Source organism: Vibrio sp. R78045, assembly GCF_042466085.1.
GTDB classification, from domain to species: domain Bacteria; phylum Pseudomonadota; class Gammaproteobacteria; order Enterobacterales; family Vibrionaceae; genus Vibrio; species Vibrio cyclitrophicus.
Map to the genome: position 1 here is coordinate 228,740 of NZ_JAXHBS010000018.1, position 23,826 is coordinate 252,565.

Annotated in this window: 8 protein-coding genes; 2 read left to right on the forward strand and 6 right to left on the reverse strand. The window is 44.2% G+C overall.

Going from position 1 to position 23,826, the window contains the following annotated elements; all coding sequences use genetic code 11:
- Window positions 1-388 precede the first annotated feature (388 nt).
- Together SJY39_RS22815 and SJY39_RS22820 are read left to right on the forward strand one after the other, a co-directional pair.
- Window positions 389-1,105, forward strand: a complete 717-nt coding sequence (locus tag SJY39_RS22815) for a lipoprotein (RefSeq protein ID WP_016769247.1) — start codon at window positions 389-391, stop codon at window positions 1,103-1,105.
- Window positions 1,106-1,305: 200 nt separating this feature from the next.
- The gene (locus SJY39_RS22820; protein ID WP_016784466.1) at window positions 1,306-1,806 is read left to right on the forward strand and encodes a hypothetical protein; all 501 of its coding nucleotides are present in this window, start codon (window positions 1,306-1,308) and stop codon (window positions 1,804-1,806) included.
- A gap of 133 nt (window positions 1,807-1,939) precedes the next feature.
- On the opposite strand, the gene SJY39_RS22825 is transcribed toward SJY39_RS22820, so the two are convergent.
- The 6 genes from SJY39_RS22825 to SJY39_RS22850 all read right to left on the reverse strand — a co-directional run bounded on the left by SJY39_RS22825 (window position 1,940) and on the right by SJY39_RS22850 (window position 23,793).
- A complete protein-coding gene (locus SJY39_RS22825; RefSeq protein ID WP_010441105.1) occupies window positions 1,940-2,194 on the reverse strand; it encodes a DUF3297 family protein in 255 nt (84 codons plus the stop codon).
- 373 nt (window positions 2,195-2,567) lie between these two features.
- The gene (locus tag SJY39_RS22830; RefSeq protein ID WP_016769245.1) at window positions 2,568-3,851 is read right to left on the reverse strand and encodes a lysine N(6)-hydroxylase/L-ornithine N(5)-oxygenase family protein; all 1,284 of its coding nucleotides are present in this window, start codon (window positions 3,849-3,851) and stop codon (window positions 2,568-2,570) included.
- A gap of 78 nt (window positions 3,852-3,929) precedes the next feature.
- Complete coding sequence (locus SJY39_RS22835; protein ID WP_010441109.1) at window positions 3,930-4,907, reverse strand: GNAT family N-acetyltransferase; 978 nt, start codon at window positions 4,905-4,907, stop codon at window positions 3,930-3,932.
- Window positions 4,897-7,104 (reverse strand): TonB-dependent siderophore receptor, encoded by a 2,208-nt coding sequence (locus SJY39_RS22840; RefSeq protein WP_016793527.1) that lies wholly within the window; start codon window positions 7,102-7,104, stop codon window positions 4,897-4,899. Before SJY39_RS22840 ends, SJY39_RS22835 begins: the two co-directional genes overlap by 11 nt.
- 160 nt (window positions 7,105-7,264) lie before the next feature.
- Window positions 7,265-12,880 (reverse strand): non-ribosomal peptide synthetase, encoded by a 5,616-nt coding sequence (locus SJY39_RS22845; protein ID WP_016793528.1) that lies wholly within the window; start codon window positions 12,878-12,880, stop codon window positions 7,265-7,267.
- Window positions 12,877-23,793, reverse strand: coding sequence for an amino acid adenylation domain-containing protein (locus tag SJY39_RS22850; RefSeq protein WP_372264002.1), 10,917 nt, complete (start codon window positions 23,791-23,793; stop codon window positions 12,877-12,879). Before SJY39_RS22850 ends, SJY39_RS22845 begins: the two co-directional genes overlap by 4 nt.
- Between the last annotated feature and the right edge of the window lie 33 nt (window positions 23,794-23,826).

Here is a 23,826-nt window from a genome sequence, read left to right on the forward strand (position 1 = left end):
CATATTAGTTTCATTTAATTAGACTGCGCTTCATATTTTCGTTTTTGTATATCTAACTTCAGGAAACATTAAGTGGGTACATTTTGTTCGAATGAGCAAATATCGAACAAGTTATTCATTAAAAACAAATCAAGGTGTAGAAACTCCACCATCCCACCAACCTACAATCGCACTTATATTCTATGGCTTTCTTTTGAATCTTAAATACATAACCAATCGTGATGTCAAACCTATGCTTCCGTTTATTTATTGAACGCTGGTGATTACGTATCGTACAACCTCAAGTGATGCAGCAATGCCCAAAACAACTTTATTTGTTCGCCCAATATTTTGGGTATGGTGTGCAGTCATCAGCTTCTTACTAATTAATTAAACGATAGGAAATATCATGAACAAATCACTTATCGCTCTTGTACTTGCTACTGTTTTAGCTGGCTGTTCATCAGGTGGTACATCTGAACCGACACAACCTGAATTTGATGGTGACTACGGTTTTGAAAATATCGATCCCGGTTTCGGGCAAGATGATACCGATAACGATGGCGGTTATGAGAACGTAGACCCTGAATATGGTGTAGATGCACCCGGTCTAAAAGACAAAATTGCACAAGCTGATTTGGGTTTCGTACATATCCCTGAGTTGGGTGATATTCCATTTTTTAATACGGATACTGATGAAGCGCACATCGGGGCAGTAAAAGAGCGCTCTAGTGAAGAAGAAACCCTCTATAGCATCTATGTGGATGACAAGCGTGTTGGTGAAATCATCATTCGTGATAACTATGTCACGATTAGCTCTGGAGACAAGATGATCTCAGGCAGAAAAGATTCAATCACTTATGCCGACAATGATTACACCTTCTGGACAGTGCGAGATACGAGCGGAAATGTAGTTGGTGACTTTAAACGTCTCGATGACGGTGTTTGGGTATTCCGTGAGGAGATGAGCAGAGAAACATTTGTGGTGAAGTATCACAACGGCCAATGGAACTTCATCCCAGTAGCAGAGATAAAGAGCAAGGTAAAAGATAACTTACCTTCGCAAGCAGCCGTTACCAAAGTTCGAGCAAAGATACAGGCAAATAAGCTTCGTACGCTGAAGTAATCATTCTTAATAAAACAGAACTGCCGGGCATTCAAACAGTACGTTTGAGTGCCCTTCTTTTCCTACCAATATTTCTACGTAGCTCTTTCAGTAAAATACTTCAATCTTTCAAGGATGATTCGAATTACGTGACCAATTTAATGGTTGTCTAGGTTTATACCGAGATCGCCAATATTCTGTAAACATAAGCGAGTGATCAAATGACCATCAAAAACCTTCCTCTATTGGCTCTAACCGCTTTATTGTTGTTATCTATTACCAATGTTCACGCTTATGAGCAAAATCAAGATGAAACCGCGATTACATTTGGTCTATCTGCTGAACGTGGTTGGCGTGATTGGTCTGCTTCTTACATCAAATACCGTGGTGTTGGTTCTCTGGGGTATGGCTTTGAATTTACACGCTCTGCATACAATGATGACACCTCTTCTTATGAATACAAACAACGCGACAATGAATACCAGTTTCACGTCCCTATTGGTATAACCGAAAACCTTTACATAACACCGGGCTATGGCATTAAACGCACCCATACTGATGTCACATTTGATAGGAACAAGTTCTCAGACAGTTCAACCAAACAAGTTGGCGGCTTAGATGCAACCTACATTATGGACAGTGGTTTTGTGGTAACGGCCGGTTTCGACAAAGCAGAAGGTGAAGACTTGGAGTTTTCAATTGGTGCAGGTATCGCATGGTAAGCGAAGGTTTTGGAATAATGGTAAACACAGAAAAACAAAAAAGGCCTAGATTTTTCTAGGCCTTTTCTAGTAATAACGCTTGGTAACTCAGTATTGGCAAGTGACACCAAGGATTAGCGAGTTACTCCAACAATTATTCTTCGATGTAAAAAGCTTCTACAGTGCCTTTTAGAGTAATAAGCATTGGTTGACCAAAGCGATCTAGCGCTTTAGGTGAAGGGATCTTAACCCAACCTTCGCTGATGCAGTATTCTTCAACATCAGTACGCTCTTTACCATTTAGACGAATGCCGATTGGGTATTCGAAACACTCAGCAACGTGGTGTGGGCTGCGTGGGTTACCTGCAAGATGATCTGGTAAAGCTGGTCTTGAATTAGTATCGCTCATGTTCATTACCTGTATGTACGTAAATAAAAAAAGTGCGTCATTCTAGTCAATATAGGCTTTGTGCTCAACAACTGCTGCAATAAATCGTAGTGATCGTTTTAATCAACAGCTAGTTGTTTGATTTAAAGGCGATATCAACACAAATTTCATCGATACATTAACAAATTTGCGGCAAGCCATAATTCTCTAACCTAGGCAGCTAGGCCGATAAATGGGATAGCACACAACTGGCGACTCTATGGATTGAATTAATATTTAAGAACAAAAACGCCAATATAATATTGGCGTTTGCGTTTTGGCTATATGTGCTTCGAAACACGTGATAAACAAATATGCTGCGAACAAATACCACAACATTGTTCACATACAGAATCTAAGCTTTTTCTAGCTCGTTCTGTGAGTTTTCGAGAAGCGCATCTACGATCTCTTGAGAACGAACAGCCAACACAGAAAGAAGCGTATCACTCAGGCCATGAGAAGATTCACAACACCCCTGCAGGAAGATCTTAACTTCACAACTTGGCTTCATGTCTAATTGGTATGAACGCGCTACCGATTTACTATCAATCAAGGGTTCAATCGAGCTGAGCATTTGGTTGAACTCATCGTAACGATAGCCCGTAGCAAGAATGATCGCATCGTATTCCTTCCATAACTGTGTTTTGTTTATCGTGTCATTCAGACGCAACGCTACTTTGTCATCTTTCATAGCAACTTCTTGGATGTCATGACAACGTAAATGTTGATGGTTACCCTCACCCGTTACTTTTTGCAAATAAAGCAGCTCGTAAATGGCGTTAAGTTCTTCTGTATCCACAACTGAATAGTTAGTCGCGCTAAATCGAGAAAGGATGTGGTCACGCTGCTCTTGCGTGCTTTCATACATGTGATCGGTAAACTCAGGATCAAACACCTCGTTTACAAACGGACTGTCATCAGCCGGGTGCAATGCAAAGCGGCGGTTAACCATGTGAACTTCACCATCAGCATAACGATTGGTGAGATCAACGAATATTTCAGCAGCACTTTGCCCAGCACCCACGATCGCGATTTTTGGCTCTGAGTTTGGCTTAAAGGTTTCACGCCACGCTTTGTACTTCGAGGAGTGGATGATTTGTTCGTTATCATGGCCTTCAAACAGTTTTGGAAGTTTCGGCATCCCGCCCATACCGACAATAAGGTTCTTAGCGATTCGAACCGTCTGGTTGCCGTGTATATCGGTAGAGGTAACTTTTACTTTTGAGCTTTGACCATTTTCATCAATCGCTTCAATATCAATGACTCGCTGGCCGTAATTTACACGTTCTGAAAATTGATTAGCAACCCAAGTCAGATAGTCGTTAAACTCAACACGAGAAGGGTTCATACTACCTAAGTTGATAAACGCATTAAGCCTATCTTTGGTGTGCAAATAATTAACGAATGAATAAGGACTGGTTGGATTTCGTAATGTCACCAGATCTTTCAAACAAGATATTTGCATTCTTGTTCCATCTAACAACATACCACCGTGCCATTCAAAATGAGGCTTTTGCTCCAAGAAGCAATAACTTAAGCCTTTATCTTTAGCTTGCTCTTCCAAAGCAATAGCTATCGATAAATTAGCAGGACCAAAGCCCACTCCGAGAACATCATATTCCTTAATTTGTTTCGTCATGTATAACCTCATGAAAATTTTGCAGGCGCAAACAAGCGCCCTATTCCGACTCCTTGTTTCAGTACAAACTGCTCTCGATTAGAACTCGTTACTGAAAAAGCTGTCTTTTAACTGACACATTAAAGCCGCACGCTTATGCGGAAATTCAAATTCTTTAACTTTGGCAAAGCCGTATTTTTGTAGATACCCAATCATTTTGTTGTTATCGGCTCTTGGCTCGCTAACAATCTTTTCTGTGCGAGGATCCGATAGATAGATGAAGTGACAAACAGAAGGCAACCAAGCAGCAACTTTATGTGCTCCGCGGTGAGACTCTTCGCCTACCAACATATGTATCCCACGATCGTAGTCGCCAGCTGCATAGTAAGGCGCGATACGATCTTCTTTTGTCCAATACACTTCGATATAAGCAAAAGGCTGGTTGTCTAAACATACAATTAGCAGTTGATTTTTATGGTTTTTGCAGGATTCTTCTAAATAAAACTTGTGCTCTTCTAACGAACCAGTCTGTTCCCAGAAATTGGCAACACGCTTTGTGTTCTGCCATTTATTGAACAACGTTAGATGTTTATCAACGTCTAACCCTTCTAATGTAAGTACAGCGTTTAGCTCTGGAATGTAGCGACGATATAGCTCCCCATACAAAGGCTTTGGCCTTGCCGGATGATACCCTGCAGCGTCAAGAACTTGCTTATGTGGGTAAAGGGCGTGATTTCGATTCTTAAGCCATAACTCCGGAGTTTGCATAACGGCTTCACGCCATAGCACTTTTAAGCCTTCGGCAGTTTCAAAGGACAAAGAATCCAACACTTCGCTTTTAAATTGTCCGAGTTCAATAGTTCGAATATCTGAGTTAGCGGAAAACAAAAGCGCAAACGCTGAGAGAGCTTCTTGTTCGGTAGCCGTCATCTCTGTAAGTCGCCAAAAATGATCCGTTTCTCGTACTACTTCGAGAGAACCGCTACTCACTTCAACACTATATCTATCTAGCCCTTCAGTTAAAGAAACACTCTGCCCATCGGGCAGAGTGTTCGCAGGCTGGTGGCTACCAGTCATAGGTTACGCTCGCAATCACGTTACGACGGTCACCGTAGAAACAGTAGTAATCACATGTAGCAACGTACTCTTTATCTGCTAGGTTTTTCGCTGCAACTTGGAACTTATAATCTTCAATACGGTAGCTTAACGTAGCGTCAAACAATGTATATGAAGGAACAACGTTTGTTTCGGTATTATCGGCATATGAATCACCAACGTAACGAGCACCCGCACCAATCGTTAAGCCATCTAATGGACCATTTAGGAAGCGGTAATTTGCCCAAGCTGAAGCGAGTTGGTCAGCAATTTGTGATGGCGTGTTGCCTACATTACTGCTTGTCGAATCTGCTGTTATTTCAGAATCAATGAATGAAACGTTACCAATCAAGGTTAATGCTTCAGTCACGTTTGCAACAGCTTCTAGCTCTAAACCACGGTTACGAACCTCACCAATTTGCGTTAGTTGGCCAGCGACCTGACGCGCTAAGTTTTCTTTCGATACTTCAAACGCAGCAATGTTGAAGTAACCGTCAAAGCTACGCGGTTGGTATTTCAAGCCAAGTTCGTACTGTTCGCCACGTTCTGGCTTCGCAGGGTCACCATTGGCGTCAAGTTGAATTATTGGGTCAAACGACTGAGCGTAGCTCGCATAAGGTGTAAAGCCGCTATCCATCAAATAAGCAACACCGAAGTTAGTTGTCCACTCTTCGTTGTCGACCTTAGTTTTTGCGCCCGTTGTCGTGTTATGTGTCTTATTTTGGGAATCGTCGTAACGAACACCTATTTGCACTGCCCACTTGTCCTCAATCATCATTTGGTCTTGTAAATACAGGCCTAGTTGATTGTTTTTAGTTTTAGTGGTTTGGCGGTCAGATTCATCAACAACACTAAAGTTAGAATCCAGCAAAGTGACATTGTTACTATAGGACGGGTTGAAAACATCAAACAATGGGTTTGCGATCGAAACGAAAGTCCCTCCAGCTGGAACAATAATCGAGCTATTACCATCGGCAACAAATGGGTCTGAAGCATAATCTTTACTGTCAATATCGATACTTTGATAATCGATACCAGCTAGCAAAGTATGTTCTACAACGCCAGTTTTAAAGGTGTGTACAACGCGGTTGTCTATATTAAACGCGTCAGACGTGCCTTCCTCTGTGGAAGCCCCGCGTAGAACCTTGCTGTTTGTTGGGTCATAAACACCTAAACCATAATCTGTCGCATAGCCAAGCGAATACATTTGACGGAGGTTAATGTCCATCTTACTGTAACGCGTATTCTGCATGAAGTAAGTACTGTCATTGAAATGATGTTCAAATTCATAGCCTACTGACAGTTGTTCACGCTCGAACGTTTCCCAATCGGTATTGCCTACCGCAGTGCTATCACTGATTTTCCCGTTTGGATTCGATGTTAACGTTCCTTCCATTGGCAAAAATTGCAGATACGGGTCGGAATCATCTTTTTGGTAACTGGTTAACAATGTTAATTTGGTGTCGTCTGTGAATTTATAAGCCAGAGAAGGGGCGATGAAAATACGTTCAGCTTCTACTCCATCAACACGGCTGCCATTTTTGCGACCAAGCGCTTGTAGGCGGAATGCCATTTTTTCGTTAACTTCAGAGTTCACATCTAAGCTAATTTGCTTACGATCGTCAGTGCCGTATTCAATAGCAAACTGACCAGAACCACCGTCAAATTGAGGGCGCTTGCTCACGACATTTATGACGCCACCTGGAGGAGTTTGGCCGTACAATGCAGAACCAGGACCACGTAAAATTTCTACTCGCTCCAACCCAAATGGGTCGATTTGCCAGCTGTAAAAGCCAGATGAGTACAAACGCGTTCCGTCTTGATACAAGCCGCTGTTTGCTTGCTTAAAGCCACGAATCACAAACCAATCTTGCTTGTTATCTTCACCGAAGTAATTTGCTTGGATACTCGGTGTGTATTGCAATGCATCGGCAATACTGATCGACGCTCTGTCGTCCATTTGCTCACGCGTCACAATGGAAATAGCACGAGGTGTTTCACCTATCGCAACGTCGGTTTTTGTTGCCGTGCGACTACTTAATCCTACGTAGCTAAAATCTGGACCTACTGAGCTGTCTTCAAGCTGCTGCCCAAGAACAACAACGGTTTCATCTTCGTTGGCCTGAACCATTCCTGACGATATAACTAAAGCGACCGCAAGTGCTGTTGGGGTGCGCATAAAGTGCCGATTCATATATTTCTCCTTCAATACGGCTATGAACCAATTGTAATAAAAACACAAACAATAACGATAATAGTTATCATTGCGATTAATAATAACGAGAAGTGTACCACGTAATTTTCAAAATAAAACATCTTAGTAATGGATATTTATAAAATTATTCACAATACAAATGTCTGTATAAGTCTTTGATTACTGTGTTGTTCTGAACAATACCTAAATGATCCGTGTCCACAGTGACGGAATATCTCTGCGCGTTGAGCTTATTCAACCCTTTGGATAACAGGTCGGAGCGACCATTTGGTTGCCCTGCCCACCAACAATGCAACTTGGTTTTTATGCTTGGTAATTGATATCCACGGCATAAAGAACGCATATGTTGTTCTACAGACCAGCTGTAGAGCATTTGTTTCGCGTTATCTGCCATATGTGGATCAAAGTGATTTTCCGCTAGCCATGTATTAAATACCTCTGGCCACATTGGTGGAGATACTGAATCGAGTAAGTCTATACATCGTGCCCCTTGCTGTACGGTAACCGTCCCTAGCAACAAGGAAATATGCTCTAATAATTTCGCTTTTGATGATGGGGAATCCCACTGATCACTCGCTATTTCTGTACCTGGGACATAACAATCTAGCAAGCCGGCAAACCTAATTTCGTCTCCATTTTTCTCGAGGCGACTCGCGATTTCTTGAGTAAGTGCACCACCGAGTGACCAACCAACTAAGCGATATGGACCACGTGGTTGTAACTGCTTGATTGTTTGAAAATAGGTGTCTGCCATATCGGTTAGTGAGGTATCAAAAGCATTATCTAAAACAAAGCTCTTCGACTTTATCCCATAAACTGATCGCTTCCCTTCCAATGATTGCGCCAAGCGTTGATAACCAGTAACACGCCCAGTAACCGGATGAATACAAAAAACGGGCTCATGCTCATTAGATGTAGTGTTAAGTTTTTCGATAAGTCGTTTGTCCGGCTTGACCGTTGGTTTCTCTTTAACGATTCGCATCACAGACACAAACTCAGTTAAACACTCTACATATCGTGTAGCGATTTCTTCTATCTTTTGGTGCGAGTAATGCGTAGTCGCATACTCCCACGCAAGGCTCAACTTGCCTGATACAATTTGGGCGTTGACAACAAGTGGGGTCAACATCTGGTTTAATTCGGATTGAGGTGAGCTACCTTCTTCTATCGGTGAACACCACTGCGCGAATCCGTGACTAGAATACTGACCAAGATAGTTAAAGGTAGCGACCATGCTTTGCTCCTCCAGTGTTCCTTGTTCTCGTTGTTCTAGGTACCTCAGTCCGTAACCAATACCACCATCTTCCTTAATACGTTCGAGAGCATCATGTGTTTTATCAACCATACTAATAATGTCTGGATGATATTGCCCAATAATTGGATACAAGCTAGTCGTCCACCCAACCATTCGCGATAGGTCGGTATTTGCAAAAACAGATGGTTCGCGTCCATGCCCCTCAAGATAGATAGGTACATTCGGATGCTCTTCACTTGCTAAGGCTGATACAAGCGCAGTTATCAAAGCGCTTTGGATATTAGCACCCAACTCCGAGCCTGAGATTCGCAATAATGCTTGAGTGAGATCATTAGATAACTCGGTTTTTTGACTTTGCTTATCTCGGTAAAGAGGCAACTTGAGGCCTAGTTCAGTACTCCCCAAGTCGTCGGTTATTTCCGACAAAAAATGCCAAGCCTCCCGCATCAATTTACCTTTTTCGCTCGATGACCACCTCTCAACAGCATTGACCGCTTCATCTAACGAACTTGAGTTCGGCATCAAATCTATATCTTGGCCCGCGACTAACTGCTGATAAGCTTTCCATAGATCATCTAATAGAATTCTCCAAGACACACCATCTACAGCCAGGTGGTGGATTGCGATCATCAAGCGGTTAGGCGCGTCGGAAAATTTGGCAATGCCCGCTTGAATCAAGCGTCCAGAACTAATATCCATGCTTTGTTGGATTTCTTGCGTGAACGCTGAAAAAGCCTGTTCAGAATCGACGTTACTGACCCAAAGATATTGACGTTTTTGGTAAAGTTGAAATTGCTGCTTCCATTTACCTGATTCCTGGCTGAATGACAGCCTGAGGCTTGGATGCTGTTTCACCAAGGCTTGAATAGCCGACTCTAAGTAACCAATTTCCATATCTTGTTTAAGCTCAACGCAAATATGTTGGTTCCAATGATTTGGCTCTGGAAACTCTTGGGCAAAGAAATGCGCCTGTATCGGCATTAATTCAAAAGGTAAATCACTAAGCTCACGCTCTTTGGCTGTTTTATGAATGCTAAGCACACTCGCCAAATCACGTAATGTCTTGGCTTCAAACACTTGTTGTGGTGTTAAGTTGTAACCCGTAACACGGACTTTGCTGACCATTTGCAAACAAAGGATGGAATCACCGCCCAATGCGAAAAAGTTATCGGAGCAACTCACCTGCTCAGCACCAAGAAGTTGCTGCCATGTGTCCACCAACAAGGCTTCTTGTTCCGTTTCAGGTGTAACAAACGTTGCTTCAGATTCGAATTTACTTCCAAGAAAAGGGAGAGACGCTCTATCAACTTTTCCTGCAGGCGTGAGCGGAAGCTTTTCCAATACTAATAATTGGCTTGGTACCATGTAATCTGGCAGCACTGTGGATAATTGGTCGAAAATGTCATCAAGATCGAATCGTTCAGGCTCACTGCTTTGGAGGTAACCAAACAATTGCTTCTGTGCCCCAACCTCTTGAAGTGCGACGACACAGTGTTCAACTTTTGATATAGATTGAAGTCGACTTTCTATTTCTCCCAACTCGACACGAAAGCCTCGAATCTTGATCTGCTGATCTACCCGACCTATGTATTCCATCACTCCATCATCGTTCCACCGCACCAAGTCCCCTGTACGATACATTCGCTCACCTACATGTTCGCGAAACGGGTCTGGTAGAAAACGTTCGGACGTTAGGTCTGGTTGATCGAGATAGCCTCTAGCCAACCCGACCTCGGCGCCAATGTACAATTCGCCGACTTTGCCAAACGCGACTTTATTCAATTGAGCATCTAAGACGTACAAGCGACGCTCACCGACAGGTTGCCCAATCGGAGCGTACGCACTGGTTAATTTATCTTGTGGATATGCTCGCCAAATCATTGGGGTAACAACGGTTTCTGTCGGTCCATAACCATTAATTATGCGTGGCGGGTTAACAACCTTTTGCAAACGCTGATAGGTTTCTGCGGTAAATGCTTCACCTCCTAGTGTCCAAGATCTGACACTGAGGGGAGGCTTTTGATAATCAATCCAATCCAATAATGGGCCAACATAGCTCGGCGGGAAGCACGCAATCGTGACTTTTTCTTTGCTGAGCACATCGCAAGTTTGTTCAGCGCTCCATAATTCCTGATCTCGAATAACCAACTTACTGCCAAATGCCAAAGGTACCGCCCAACGTTCAACGGCGCCATCAAAGCTAATCGATGCGAAATGCAGCTCTATGTCCTCTGGCGTCATGCCATACTGATGACCAATGGTTTGAACATGCATCGATAATCCAACATGATTAACCGCGACTCCTTTTGGTTTCCCTGTCGAACCCGATGTATAGATAATATAGGCCAATTGTTCAGGATGAAGTTTTGCTGCTGTTGTTTGTTCCTCTTCACGTTGTTGCTTTTTTGATCTCACAAGCAACAACTCTCCGTTTGAAGATCGTAGCTCACACTCATCAACACTCTCCCCTACCCCATAAAACAGAGGATTCGGTTGTGATAATGAAGCCTTAAATGTTGATTGAATGCTATGCCAACGAGATCCCAACCTATGCTGTGTAACCACAAAGCGAGCTTGAGAGTCCTGTATCATGTAAGCCAAGCGCTCGGTTGGATAATCAGGATCTAACGGCAAGAACGCCCCACCCGCTTTCATGACCGCTACCATTGCAACGATCATCTGTACCCCTCTCTCAAAGAGCACACCAACCGCTTGGTCACGTCTTACACCTTGAGCTTTGAGTTTGGATGCAAGATCGGATGATGAATGCGCTAACCCTGCAAAAGTAAGCTGTTGATCTTGATGCTTTAAGGCAATCGCATCGGGCCTTACTCGTGCTTGATTTTCCAGTAACTCGATAATTGACTGAAAATGCCAATTGCCTTCTGGTTGCGATAGATTTCTAAGGACAGCTTCATCATGCGGTGATAAATGCTTCATCTGAGCCAGGCTACAACCTAAATTAACGTCTAAGTCTCGTATTAGGTTTTCAAGAACTGCATTCAATTCGGCCATCTTGTCTTCGTCTATTCGGTCTTTCGAATAAGTTAATACGACACGTGTTTTGCTCTGGCTTTCACGTACATCTAATGCAACGTCGAATAGTGCGAACTCTCCCTTTTGGTCTTGAGCAGACAAAATCAGTTCGTTATCTAAGTGGATATCCCCAGACAAAGTGCTTTGATGATTAAACAACACTTGAAACAACGGCGTCTGCCCAGCCTTTCTTTCTATCAACTTATGCTCATCGGACAATGCCGTGACAAGCTGATCAAATGGCAGCAGTTGATGTTCTTGTGCTTCGAGTACTTTGTCATGAGCACCTGCAATTGCTTTCGCGATCGAACATTTAGGTGAAATAGTTTGTTGAATCACCATGGTATTAACAAAGAAGCCAATCAGGTTCGACACTTCGTGTCGGGTTCTATTTGCCATAGGGACGCCGACTGATATGTCAGAGCGATGTGTCACCGTGGCTAAAGCCGCTTGCCAAACGCCTAACCACAAACTCGAATTCGTTACCGATAATTGGCGAGCCACTTGGTTGATCTTGTTAGATTGAGTTTTACTCAGCTCATAGCTGATCGAATCGGCAGCACGCCTTTGATTTGGTGCGATTTCGCAACACCAAGGGAATAATAGCTCCGAGTTAGAATCTTTTAGTTCTCGCTTCCAATAATCAATGTGGTGAGCACCTTTACCAGCGTCAAGCAAAGCCGTTTGCCACTGGGAGTAATCACGATACTGAATCGGTAATTTCGGCAAATCACCTTGCTGATAGAGTGAAACAAGCTCACTCACGAACACGCCAATCGACCATCCATCTGATACGATATGATGCATTACGAGCTGCAACTTCCATGAACCATTGTTGAGCTTCAAGCATAGCATCCGAATCGGCAGTTCAGTTTCGAGATCAAATGCGTTTCCTATAAAATCTCGCTGTGTATCTTGAATTTGCTGTTGACTCCAACCTTGAGCATCTACAATCACCGGAAACATGACTGCCGATCGGTCGACAAACTGAACTACGGCACTGTCGGACTCATGAACAAAACGCGTTCTTAATACCTCATGCCGATCCAAGACTTTATTTACTAGGTTACCTAGCTGTGTTGTGTCTAACTTGCCTTTAACATCGAACGTACCTGACATATGGTAGGCACTGTTTCCTTTATCTAAACAATAAATATCCCACAGTCGCTGCTGCGCTGGAGAGAGCCCCACTTTCTGTTCAGCGCCGACGGACACAATCGGTAGCTTTTCAAAGTCTAACCCTTTATTACTCAGTAGCTCGATGAACTTGACCTGCTCCGGCTTACCTAATTGAAGAAACCGTTTTGCTAACGCATGCTTATCAATTTTTCCTGCACTGTTCGCACTTTGTTTCTCGGTATCGTTCTTCTTGCTAACAACATTCGATTTCGCAGTCGCCTCTGCTTGGACTGCAGATGTTGGTTGGTTTAACTCGTTTAAATCACTCATAGCAGCTCCAATTCGTCCATCAATGCTGCCATGGCATCGAATTCGTCTTGTTCATGTTGGTTTTGTGTTTGATATTGAGCTTGTAAGCTGTCTGATAAAGCTTGTAGGCTCTTGGCTTCGAAAAAATCTTTTAGAGCCACTTCTAGCCCCAACTCTTGGTGCGCTTTTGCGACTACGCGAGTCGCCAATAAAGAGTGGCCACCTAAGGCAAAGAAGTTGTCGTCCAAGCCTACTTGGGATATTTCTAAAACTTCGGCCCAATTTGCAGCGAACCAACGTTCCAACTCCGTTTCCGGAGCGCGATACTCAATTGATTGCCACTCAGGCGCAGGCAGTGCCTTTCTGTCTCGTTTACCGTTTGGAGAAAGCGGCATTTCACTCAAACCTAGCAATATAGTTGGCACCATATAATCGGGCAGTTGTTCCGACAGATGTTGTTTTACTATTTCTAACTTGAGTTCGTTGTCTTGCTTGAGCTCATTCCACATAGGGTCGACGACATAACCAATGAGTTGGTCACCCGTTTGATGTTTAAACGCAACAACCGCCGACTCTTCAACCCAATCGAGTTGGTTAATCACATTCTCAATTTCTTCTAGCTCAATCCTCAAGCCACGGATTTTCACTTGGTTATCCAAGCGACCGAGATACTCTAAACGTCCGTCTGCATATTGAACGACTTGGTCGCCCGTCCGATACATGCGAGAGCCCGGACCTCCGAACGGGTTAGGCACGAAACGGTCTGCAGTCAGGTCAGGTCGTGACAAATACTCACGCGCTAAACCGACACCAGCTAAATACAACTCGCCAGGCACACCAACAGGCACTGGGTTCCAGTTATCATCCAGAACATGTAGTTGCGTATTGCTGATTGCATAGCCGATAGGGATTCGCTTCGATACAGGTAATTCACAAGGCCAGTACGTTACGTCGATCGCAGCCTCTGTTGGCCCGTAAAGGTTATGTAGCTCAACAGGCGCATGACTCAGTACTTGTTCTACAAGATCCGCAGGAAGCGCCTCACCACTACAGATAATGCGTCTTAGCGAAGTACATTCAGATATCGTCGTTTCTATTGAAAAGGCATTCAGCATCGAAGGAACAAAGTGAATGGTTGTCACTTTCTCTTTTTGGAGAACCTCAGAAAGTAGACGAGGCTGGCGGTGTGCTTCAGGAGGAGCAATAGCAAGGCGAGCTCCTGTCATTAATGGCCAGAAGAACTCCCATACCGAGACATCAAAACTAAAAGGCGTTTTCTGGAGTACACAATCGGACTCGTTCAGCGCATATTCTTGTTGCATCCAATTCAAACGGTTTTGCAACGCAACTTGAGTATTCACCACGCCTTTCGGCAAACCTGTAGATCCAGAAGTAAATATCACATACAACGCCTGATCAGGCTGCCAATCGACGTGAGGTGCTTGGAATGGTTGGTTGGACACATCAAGCTTAGTCAAATCAATATACTCACAACCCTCAGTCTCTGGCCACAAGTGCATTGAATTGGAGTCAGTCAATAACAAGTCGATATTAGCTGATCGCAAAATATACTGCAGTCGATCCTCTGGATAACTCGGATCTAATGGCACGTATGCGCCACCAGCACGAGTGATAGCATGCAATCCAATCACTAAATCGAATGAACGTTCAAGACCTAAACCGACACGTGTTTCAGAGTTCACTCCTTTTCCACGTAGCCAATTCGCCATTTGATTTACACGCAGGTCAAACTCTTGATAAGTCAGGGCCTGATCTTGCATTGATAGCGCTATCGAGTCAGGTGCAGTCTGAGCTTGTTGTTGAATTCTTTGTGACGGCGTCACTAAACTGCCCCACTCAAGTTCAGTGTTGTTAAACGCAATGCATTGTTGCTTCGCGGTGTTGTCTGTTAAGTGAAGCTGGTTGATTGAGCAACGATTATCTCGCGAAACCTTCTCGAGAAGAAGTTGCCAATGATCAAGAAGTGCCTGAGCAAAGTCTGTGGTAAATATAGGTGAGGCATAGCTTATGAATCCAAGCCATTTATGTTCCGACATTTGCTGAATATCCAGCCCAATTTCGAGCTGAGCATTCACTACGCCGGGGTCAAAGGGCTCGACATCAATATCATTCCAATCGAAAATCGCGTTCTCATCAAAACGTTGGAAGTTGAAACTGGTTTGGAACACGGGGTGATACTGTAAATTACCTTTAATACCCAATGACTCGACCAACATTTCAAATGGGAAGTCTTGTCTTTCCAATGCTTTTTCGCTGAAGGACTTCACTTGCATTAGCAAATCAGAAAACGTTTGTGATTCGCTAAATTGTGCGGGGATCACCAAGCTATTGATAAAACAACCCTGCATCACTTGTGCTTCTGGTTGAGTCCGCCCTGCGACTGGCACACCGACGCGTATTTGCTCTTGGCCAGAATACTTGTGCATCAACAAATGCCACAATGTCAGCATCACATTGAATGGCGTAGTGCTGTGCGATTTTGCCAGTTGGCTGATACTCGCAATCTGCTCGCGAGACAGTTCAAAATGAAGACGGTTGCCGCTCGTTTCGGTTTGCTCTCTTGGTACATTGCTGTGTAGCACTAATGGTTCAATATCGTATTTCAACGCATCTAACCACCAGCCTTTTTGCCTACTTGCATCTTCTGATTCAAGCCACTGTTTTTGCCACTGTGCGTAATCGATATATTGGAGCTCGCTTGGCGTTTCGCTTCCTTTATAAGTTGGATCAACTAGCGATTGATAACAGCCCGACAACTCCTTTAGGAGCAACTGCATAGAGATACCATCAGAGATAATATGGTGCACTACAATAAGCAATTCAGCCTTCTCGTCTTGCTCGCCTAGCTTACAAAACTCATCGAGGTCAGAAGTTTGCGGCATCCAATCAAATCGAATAAGCGCCCCATCAGCGAAGTTGAACGGTTTGGCTATTAAATCTTTGTAATGAGACAAGCGATCTTGTTCATTAACAGCAGCTTCATGGATGCCAAGTTCAATGTAACGCTCAGGACGCACCTGTTGCATCAATTCTCCGTCGACCTGCGCAAAATTGGTTCTCAATATTTCGTGGCGAGAAACCAAGGTATTAATAGCTTGTTTAAGTACCGCAACGTTAACACGCCCAGTAAACTTCAAGCCCAGTGGCATGTGATAAGCAGCACTGGTTGGTAGTAGTTGTTGAACAAACCATAGCCGCTGCTGTACCGCTGACGTAGGCATATTCGGTAATCGAGGAGCTCGAGCGAAAACAGCGAGGTCTTGCGTTCCATGAGCCGACGACGAAGAAAGTTCAGAGATACATTGAGACGCAAGATCTTTAAGTACAGGCGTATCGAACACCGCTTGTAGCGATAACCTGATGCAGTCTTGCTGCTTTAATCTGCCAACTAACTGAGTCGCTAATAGTGATTGACCACCTAAAGCAAAGAAATCGTCCTCTCTGCCTATTTGGTCTTTTTCAAACAGCGCACACCATTGCTTAGCTAACGCTTGCTCTATCTTGCCAACTGGTTCGATGTAGTCACTTTTATTAGTTGCTAACCAATCCGGAGCGGGTAAACGTTTCTTATCAACTTTACTCGCAGGCGTAAGTGGTATTTTATCTAACTTTATGAATTGGCTTGGGACCATGTATTCTGGAAGATCTTTTGCTAGATCACTTCGCATATCTGACATTGATAGTGAACTATCACTCTGTAGATACGCGACAAGCTGTTTGCCACTCGGGCTATCACAAGCGACAACCGCACACAGTTCTGAGTCAGTTAACTTCTGAAGTCTAGATTCAATTTCACCAAGCTCTACACGGAAGCCACGAATCTTAACTTGTTCATCACTACGCCCGAGGTACTCCATCACACCATCTGAGCGCCATTTCACAACATCGCCAGTTCGATACATTCGCTCCCCGTTACTCGCGAATGGATCTGGTAAGAAACGCTCTGAAGTTAGGTCAGGTCGCTCAAAGTAACCTCTCGCTAACCCTACCTCTTCGCCAACATAGAGTTCACCCGCAACGCCTGCTGGTAACCTATTCAGCGCGCTATCCAATACATACAAGGTTCTACAGCCGACAGCTTTACCTATCGGGGCATACGCACTGTCTAAGCCGGTATCGAGATACGCTTCCCAAATCATTGGCGTTACAACGGTTTCGGTCGGGCCGTAACCATTGATTATTCTTTGCGGTTTCAATACTTGTTGCAGTTTGAAATAAGTATCTCGAGTAAAGGCTTCACCTCCTAATGTCCATGAACGAACCGATAACTCTGGTTGAGTTCCTTCAATCCACTCTAGCAATGGGAGCACGTAACTCGGAGGGAAACATGCGATGGTCACTCGCTCCCGTGCCAATACATCACACGTTTGTTGAGCACTCCATAGCGATTGGTCTCGAATCACGAGGCGAGAACCAAATGCCAACGGCACAGTCCAGCGCTCTATCGCACCATCAAAGCTGATCGAAGCAAAATGAAGCTCGACGTCGTCAGGCGTCATTCCGTAACGTTGACCAATAGTCTGAACATGCATGCTCAAACCTTGCTGTGATACACACACGCCTTTGGGCTTACCTGTAGAACCAGATGTGTAAATCATATACGCCAGCTGATCAGATAAAATCGCAGGCTTATCGATTAACTTGGCGTTGAGATCCAACGCGTTGAAGCTTACAGCCTTGGCTTGATTACAAATCTCATTTGCTAGGACCCCGCTAAGTGCATCGTGCACCAGTATCCGTGCTCGACTATCTTTAACCATGAACTCAAGACGCTCTTGCGGATAAGCTGGATCCAAAGGTAAGAATGCCCCTCCTGCTTTCATTACCCCCATCATCGTAACCAACATGTTGCAATCACGTTCAAATAACACGCCGACGATATCGTCACGTGTTATACCTTCGCTAATCAATCGAGCAGCGACGGCATCACTTTGTTCAACCAACTGCTTAAACGTTAGCGACGCTTTATGAGCACCAAGTTCATGCTCAACATTAGAAACCAATGCCACGTTATCAGGACGCAATAACATCTGCTTAGAAACTAAATCGGTAAAAGGTTCAAACGTCCAAGGTTCTGGTACACGGTCGAACTTCGCCAATTCATTAAGCTGACCTTTCGCTAACACAGGGATAGAACCTAACTCTTTCGATAGGTGCTCAACCAACTTATTTAAGTAATGTCGATTTGTAGCACACAGCGTTTCAATTTGCTGTTGAGAGAATTTGCTTTCATCGTAGGCAAAAACGATACGAAGTGATTCGCTCGGCAGAATCGCCAACGTCAGTGGGTAGTGGGTAAACTCGTAGCTTTCAGGTTCCCCGATGCTCAGTTCCCCTTCGCGATTACTTTTAAGAAGCGCCTCGTCCAGTGGGTAATTTTCAAATACGACCAAGGTGTCAAATAAGTTATCGCCAGTCCAACCTGTTTGCGCTTGGATATCAGACAGAGATGAATAGCTGAACTCACGCTGTTCACTTGATGAGTTTTGAATATCCAACAACCATTGCGAAACTGATTTGGAAAGGTCGACTTGGTGTGCGATTGGCAGCGTATTAATAAATAGGCCAACCATAGAATCACTGTGGGCTAGATCCGTTGGTCGCCCCGCTACGGTATTACCAAACACAGGTGTCTGTTGCCCCGTGAATCGGTGTAATGTCAGCAACCACGCCGCTTGCGTCAAGGTATTCAACGTCACACCCGCTGCGCTGAGTTTTGGCAACCATTCACCGACAGTCTCTTGTGAGTAATCATCATTGAATCGATTATATTTAGACTCCAGAGAATCCGAACTGCCGAAAGACTCCACCAAACGCGTTGGAGATTCCATATTTTGCAAGTAACGTTGCCAGTATGCGTTCGACTGCTGGTGGTCTTGTTGACGCGCCCAAGCGAGGTAATCTGAAAACTGACCTTTAACCGGTGTAATCGTGCGTCTTTGATAAATAGCAAACAGGTCACTGAGCAGCACCCCAGTGCTCCATCCATCCATTAAGATATGATGAATCGTAAATACGCATTGAATTTGATGATCTTCCGTTTGCACGAAGTCAACACGCCATAAGGGGTTGACCTGCGAGCGTTCTAAACGCTGCTCAAGCTGGAAGCCTTGTTCAATGATTTGTTGTTTATATTCAGCCATATCGAATTGGCTGCGTAGACGCACATCTAACACAGCGTAACTCAGATCCAGTTGTTGCCATTCAGCTAAATACGCGTTGCCATCCAACGAGAACAATGTCGAACGCAACATTTGATGTCGTTGCATTACACCTTGCCAAGCTTCAATCATTCTCGGCAGTTCAACGTGATTTAACGGCAACGTAATTTGGTTTACATAGGTACTGTCACTATCTGAGAGTTTTGCGTGGAAATACAGCCCCTGCTGCAAGGTAGATAATGGTAGGATCGTATTTGGTAGCGACTCTGGTTGCTTTATCCCTTGACACAATTGATTCAACTGAGATTGGGTCAACTCCACCAAAGGCGCATCGGTTTTCGTTAAGATAGGATCCACTTCAATAAACAGATCGTGTAAACGTTCAATAGAGTCGTTAAGTGCCGCGTGTAACACCTCAATTCCAGTTTCATTGAAGCAACCACTGTCGAACTCGACATCCCACTGCAAATGATCATTAACAACGGAAGTATTGATAACAACAGCAGCGTCTGCAACGTTGGATTTATCTCGCCATAGCCCCGAGCCCGTTATATCGACTTTTCCATTTATTTGCTGTGTAGCATTGCCAAGGTAGTTGAACAATACATCCATATTGCCAACATGTGGCCATAAGTTTTGCGCCACTCCCGCGTGGAAAGTGATACCGCCTACGTGGTCGCTATCGAAGCTATCTTTTAGAGACTTGACCCACTCCATTAACGTTCCGAGTTCTGGTATAGCTTGTGGATAAAGAGAGGTGTACCAACCGATGGTACGACTTAGATCTAAGCCTATATTGTCAGTAAAACGACCATGAGACTCACGATGAATGGTTAGCGCCTGACCTTGGTTCTGCGTGCTGACTGTTAACGCACAGACAATAAAGACCACTTGTTCTTGTGTGAGTCGGGCAAAGCTCTGCCCAGCTTTGGTCAACGACTCTATTTTAGACAGTGGCGTCAACCACTGTGTCGAGATTGGCAGAGCACGCTCTGTAGAATAGATAGGTGCTTGCATTTGATCGAGCCAATAAGCTTGTCGTTGCTCGGTTATTAGCAGAGTATTTAAGTTATTTACCCAATTCCCTTGATTGTGGGTCTTTGGTGAAAGCGTATTGGTAGCTTCATCGTTTTCTGGTAACGCTTCATAAAGCTTACTAAGGTCTTCAATAATCATTGGCCATGACAACGCATCAACCACCAAGTGATGAATCGCTATAAGAACTTCACTGCCTTCTGTTGAGCCTTTCAAATTGCGTATACCAACCGCGCCGGTAATAGCCTTTTCAAGGTCGATGCTTGATTGCACCTGCTCGATGTTTATTTCGTCATCGAATGGGTGAATCGCAAACCGAGCCTCTTCTTGATACTCAGCAGTCACTCCAAACGAAGCGTTATGGCTCAACGAGTTTGAGAAATTAAGTCTAAGCGCATCATGATGATCAGCAAGTTGGTTTAACGCATGACTTAAACGCTCAATATTAAGAGCGTGACGCCATGTAAACTGAATATATTGATTACATCGACTCAACTCAAATTGTTCAATAAACCGTTGCTGGATAGGTAACAATGCAACACGACCTTGTAGCTTACTTTGATCGGCTAGAACCCGTTGACTCTCTTCTAAGAGCTCCGCCATGTATTGAAGCTTTGGAAAATCGAAAACTTGTTTAGGCGATAGCATGAAACCTTGTTGGCGAAGCTTCCCTACAAGTTGAAGAGCCATAATCGAATCGCCACCTAGAGCGAAAAAGTGACTATCAGCCCCAACGCCCTCTAACTTCAACAATTCACACCATACCGTGGCAAGTATTTGCTGACGTTTGGTTTCAAGCGTTCCTTGGTTACTCAGATTTTCTGACCAGTCAGGGGCAAGCAACTGCTTTCTATCTACTTTCCCGGCTGGCGTCAGTGGCATTTCATCTTGCACAATAATGCAAACAGGTACCATGTAATCTGGAAGCGCCTTTGCTAACTCATCTAGCCAACGCGTTTCTTGAATATTTTTATTATCGAGTGATGATGTGTCCCTTAACTGCACATAACCAACAAGTTTTTTACCTGTTTGCGATTCGTGAGCGACCACAGAACAGAATTCAGCGCCGGACAGGGTTTGTAACTGAGATTCAATTTCTCCTAGCTCAACGCGGAAACCACGGATCTTAACCTGTTGATCGACACGACCTAGATACTCCATAACGCCATCATCACGCCACCGAACTAAGTCACCCGTTCGGTACATTCTTTCGCCGTTAGCTATGAATGGATCAGGCAGAAAACGCTCTGCGGTTAGATTAGGTTGTCTCAAATAGCCTTGCGCTAAACCGACTTCAGAACCTATATATAACTCACCGCTGCTACCCAGAGGTACTGGACTTAACTCAGAATCCAATACGTACAATTTCCTATCACCAACTCGAGTTCCAATTGGTGCATAAGCACTATTCATAGTGTCATTGGTATACGCTTCCCAGATCATCGGTGTAATCACCGTTTCTGTTGGCCCGTAACCATTAATGATTCTAGGGGGGGCCAACACTGCCTGAATACGGTCAAAAGTCTCGCGAGTAAAGGCTTCACCGCCTAAGGTGATAGAACGTAGAGAGAGTGATGGTTTGGTTTGTTCGACCCAATCAAGCAATGGGCCAATGTAGCTAGGTGGAAAACAAGCAATGGTGATTTTTTCTTTCTGTAACGCTTCGCATGTCTGTTCTGCGGTCCACAACTCTTGGTCGCGAATAACTAAGCGTGAACCGAATGCCAATGGAACAGTCCAGCGCTCAACGGCACCATCAAAGCTGATTGAAGCGAAATGTAATTCAATATCTTGTGCCGTCATTCCATATCGCTGGCCAATGGTTTGAACATGCATACTCAAACCTTCATGCGAAATGGTGACCCCTTTGGGTTTTCCCGTTGAACCAGAGGTATAGATTATGTAGGCCAGTTCTTCAGCCAACGGTTGTGTAAAAGAGTTATCAGATGGAAAGTCTGCAAGCGCTGCCCTCTCAACACAGAACGGAGTGACACCGTCACTAGATTCAAGAATGTCAGAACATCGGTCTTGAGATTTAGGATGCGTTAATAACAGTTCAGCCCCACTATCTTCAAGCATGAAGCTCAATCTTTCTGTTGGATAATCAGGGTCTAGTGGTAAGAATGGCGAACCTGATTTGAGCACGGCAATCATCGACACGATCATGTCGACACCACGTTCCATCATCACACCAATAGGTGATTGTGACGTTACGCGCTTAGACAAAATGGAGTGAGCCAACTGATTAGAGCGAGTTTCCAACTCTAAATAGCTCATCGATTCGTCTTGGTGTTTCAACGCGATGCTGTCTGGACTACTCTTCGCCTGTTCAGTAACCAAATCTGTAAACGGTCGGTAATGCCATTCATGCTCGCCCGAACCATACTGGTCGATTAAACGCATATCCTTGCTAGAAATCGCATTCACTGACGCCACAGCTGTATATGGTGACTGCACGATAGCCTCAAGATTCACCTTAAAGCTCTCGATAAATTTAGTAATAAAAGGGCGAGTGAACTTCTCTTTCCCGTAAACAAACCTAAGTGGCGCACTGCTCTTGTTGATCACATCCAACACTAACTCAAACGGGGTTTCCAATACTGGAAACTCTTCAAATTGTGCAGACACTCCATTGGTGTTAATTGATAGTTTGTCACCGTGGTTTCTAAAATTCAGAGCCGTTGTGGGTAACGGTAAATCGCCGACGAGCGCTTCTAACGGTGTACTTTCAAACGCGAGAGATGCTTTCATTGAGTCACGTGTTTGGCTGACTAACTGAGACAGCGTCATTTCTGCATCAATTCGATAACCCATCACCGTACTATTCACATAAAACCCGACAGTTCTACGGTTTTTTGCATTACGGTTTAACGCAGGGACACAAATCGATGGATGCACATTAGACGAGTACTGGCGCAACGTGAGCATCATCGCAGACGCAATGATATCAAACTTGGTTACACCTAATTCTTTACCTAACTGCTTTATTGATTCGTCTATGTCACTTGGTAATTCAACAAGCTCATGTCTAGCCCCATAGGTATCTTGCGATTGCGCGTTTAGGTTTGATATCGAAACAGATTCTTCATTAAGGAACTGAAGCTGTTGCCAGAATGACTTCTGTTTTGAATAGCGTTCTGACTTTTCTTCACTGGCTTGCTCTGTGGCATAATCGAGGTAACTTTGAACCTCTCTAGTTTGATACGCTTTGCCTGCCACTGAGTTAACTAGCATCTTAATCGTGAGCTGGAATGACCAAGCATCAGTCACAATATGGTGAGTCGAAAGTAGCACTCCAAAACGATGCTCAGTGACTTGATAAATACAGCATCGTGCTAACTGACCTTCCATTAAATTGAAAGGCTGCTGCCAACGTCTACGAGCATCTTGATTGATGATCTTAATCGAGTTGGTGTCATTGCGCAGATCGACTGTATCAAATTCAATACGACGAAGCGGCAGGACACGCTGAACGGCCTTACCTTCAACTTCTGCAAACTGGCTGCGTAACGAAGGAAACGCCGATACCATTTCGTTAAGTGAGTGCTGAAGCTTATCGAGGGTAACCTCTTCACCTTCAAACCAAAGTAAGCCCCCCAGGTTGTAAGCCAAACTCATTGGTTGCAATTGTTGAAATAACCACAAACGTTGTTGAGAGTATGAGAGCGGGCTCCAAGGGCTTACGGAGTCCAAAATTTGTTCATCATCCACTGACATTTTATTACCTAAACATGAAATTTGGTTGCAGAA

Excerpts from the sequence above, each read along its gene's own strand:
- SJY39_RS22830 (WP_016769245.1), bottom strand. The coding sequence starts at position 3,851 with ATGACGAAACAAATTAAGGAATATGATGTTCTCGGAGTGGGCTTTGGT.
- SJY39_RS22850 (WP_372264002.1), bottom strand. The coding sequence starts at position 23,793 with ATGTCAGTGGATGATGAACAAATTTTGGACTCCGTAAGCCCTTGGAGC.
- SJY39_RS22835 (WP_010441109.1), bottom strand. The coding sequence starts at position 4,907 with ATGACTGGTAGCCACCAGCCTGCGAACACTCTGCCCGATGGGCAGAGT.
- SJY39_RS22845 (WP_016793528.1), bottom strand. The coding sequence starts at position 12,880 with ATGAGTGATTTAAACGAGTTAAACCAACCAACATCTGCAGTCCAAGCA.
- SJY39_RS22815 (WP_016769247.1), top strand. The coding sequence starts at position 389 with ATGAACAAATCACTTATCGCTCTTGTACTTGCTACTGTTTTAGCTGGC.
- SJY39_RS22820 (WP_016784466.1), top strand. The coding sequence starts at position 1,306 with ATGACCATCAAAAACCTTCCTCTATTGGCTCTAACCGCTTTATTGTTG.
- SJY39_RS22825 (WP_010441105.1), bottom strand. The coding sequence starts at position 2,194 with ATGAGCGATACTAATTCAAGACCAGCTTTACCAGATCATCTTGCAGGT.
- SJY39_RS22840 (WP_016793527.1), bottom strand. The coding sequence starts at position 7,104 with ATGCGCACCCCAACAGCACTTGCGGTCGCTTTAGTTATATCGTCAGGA.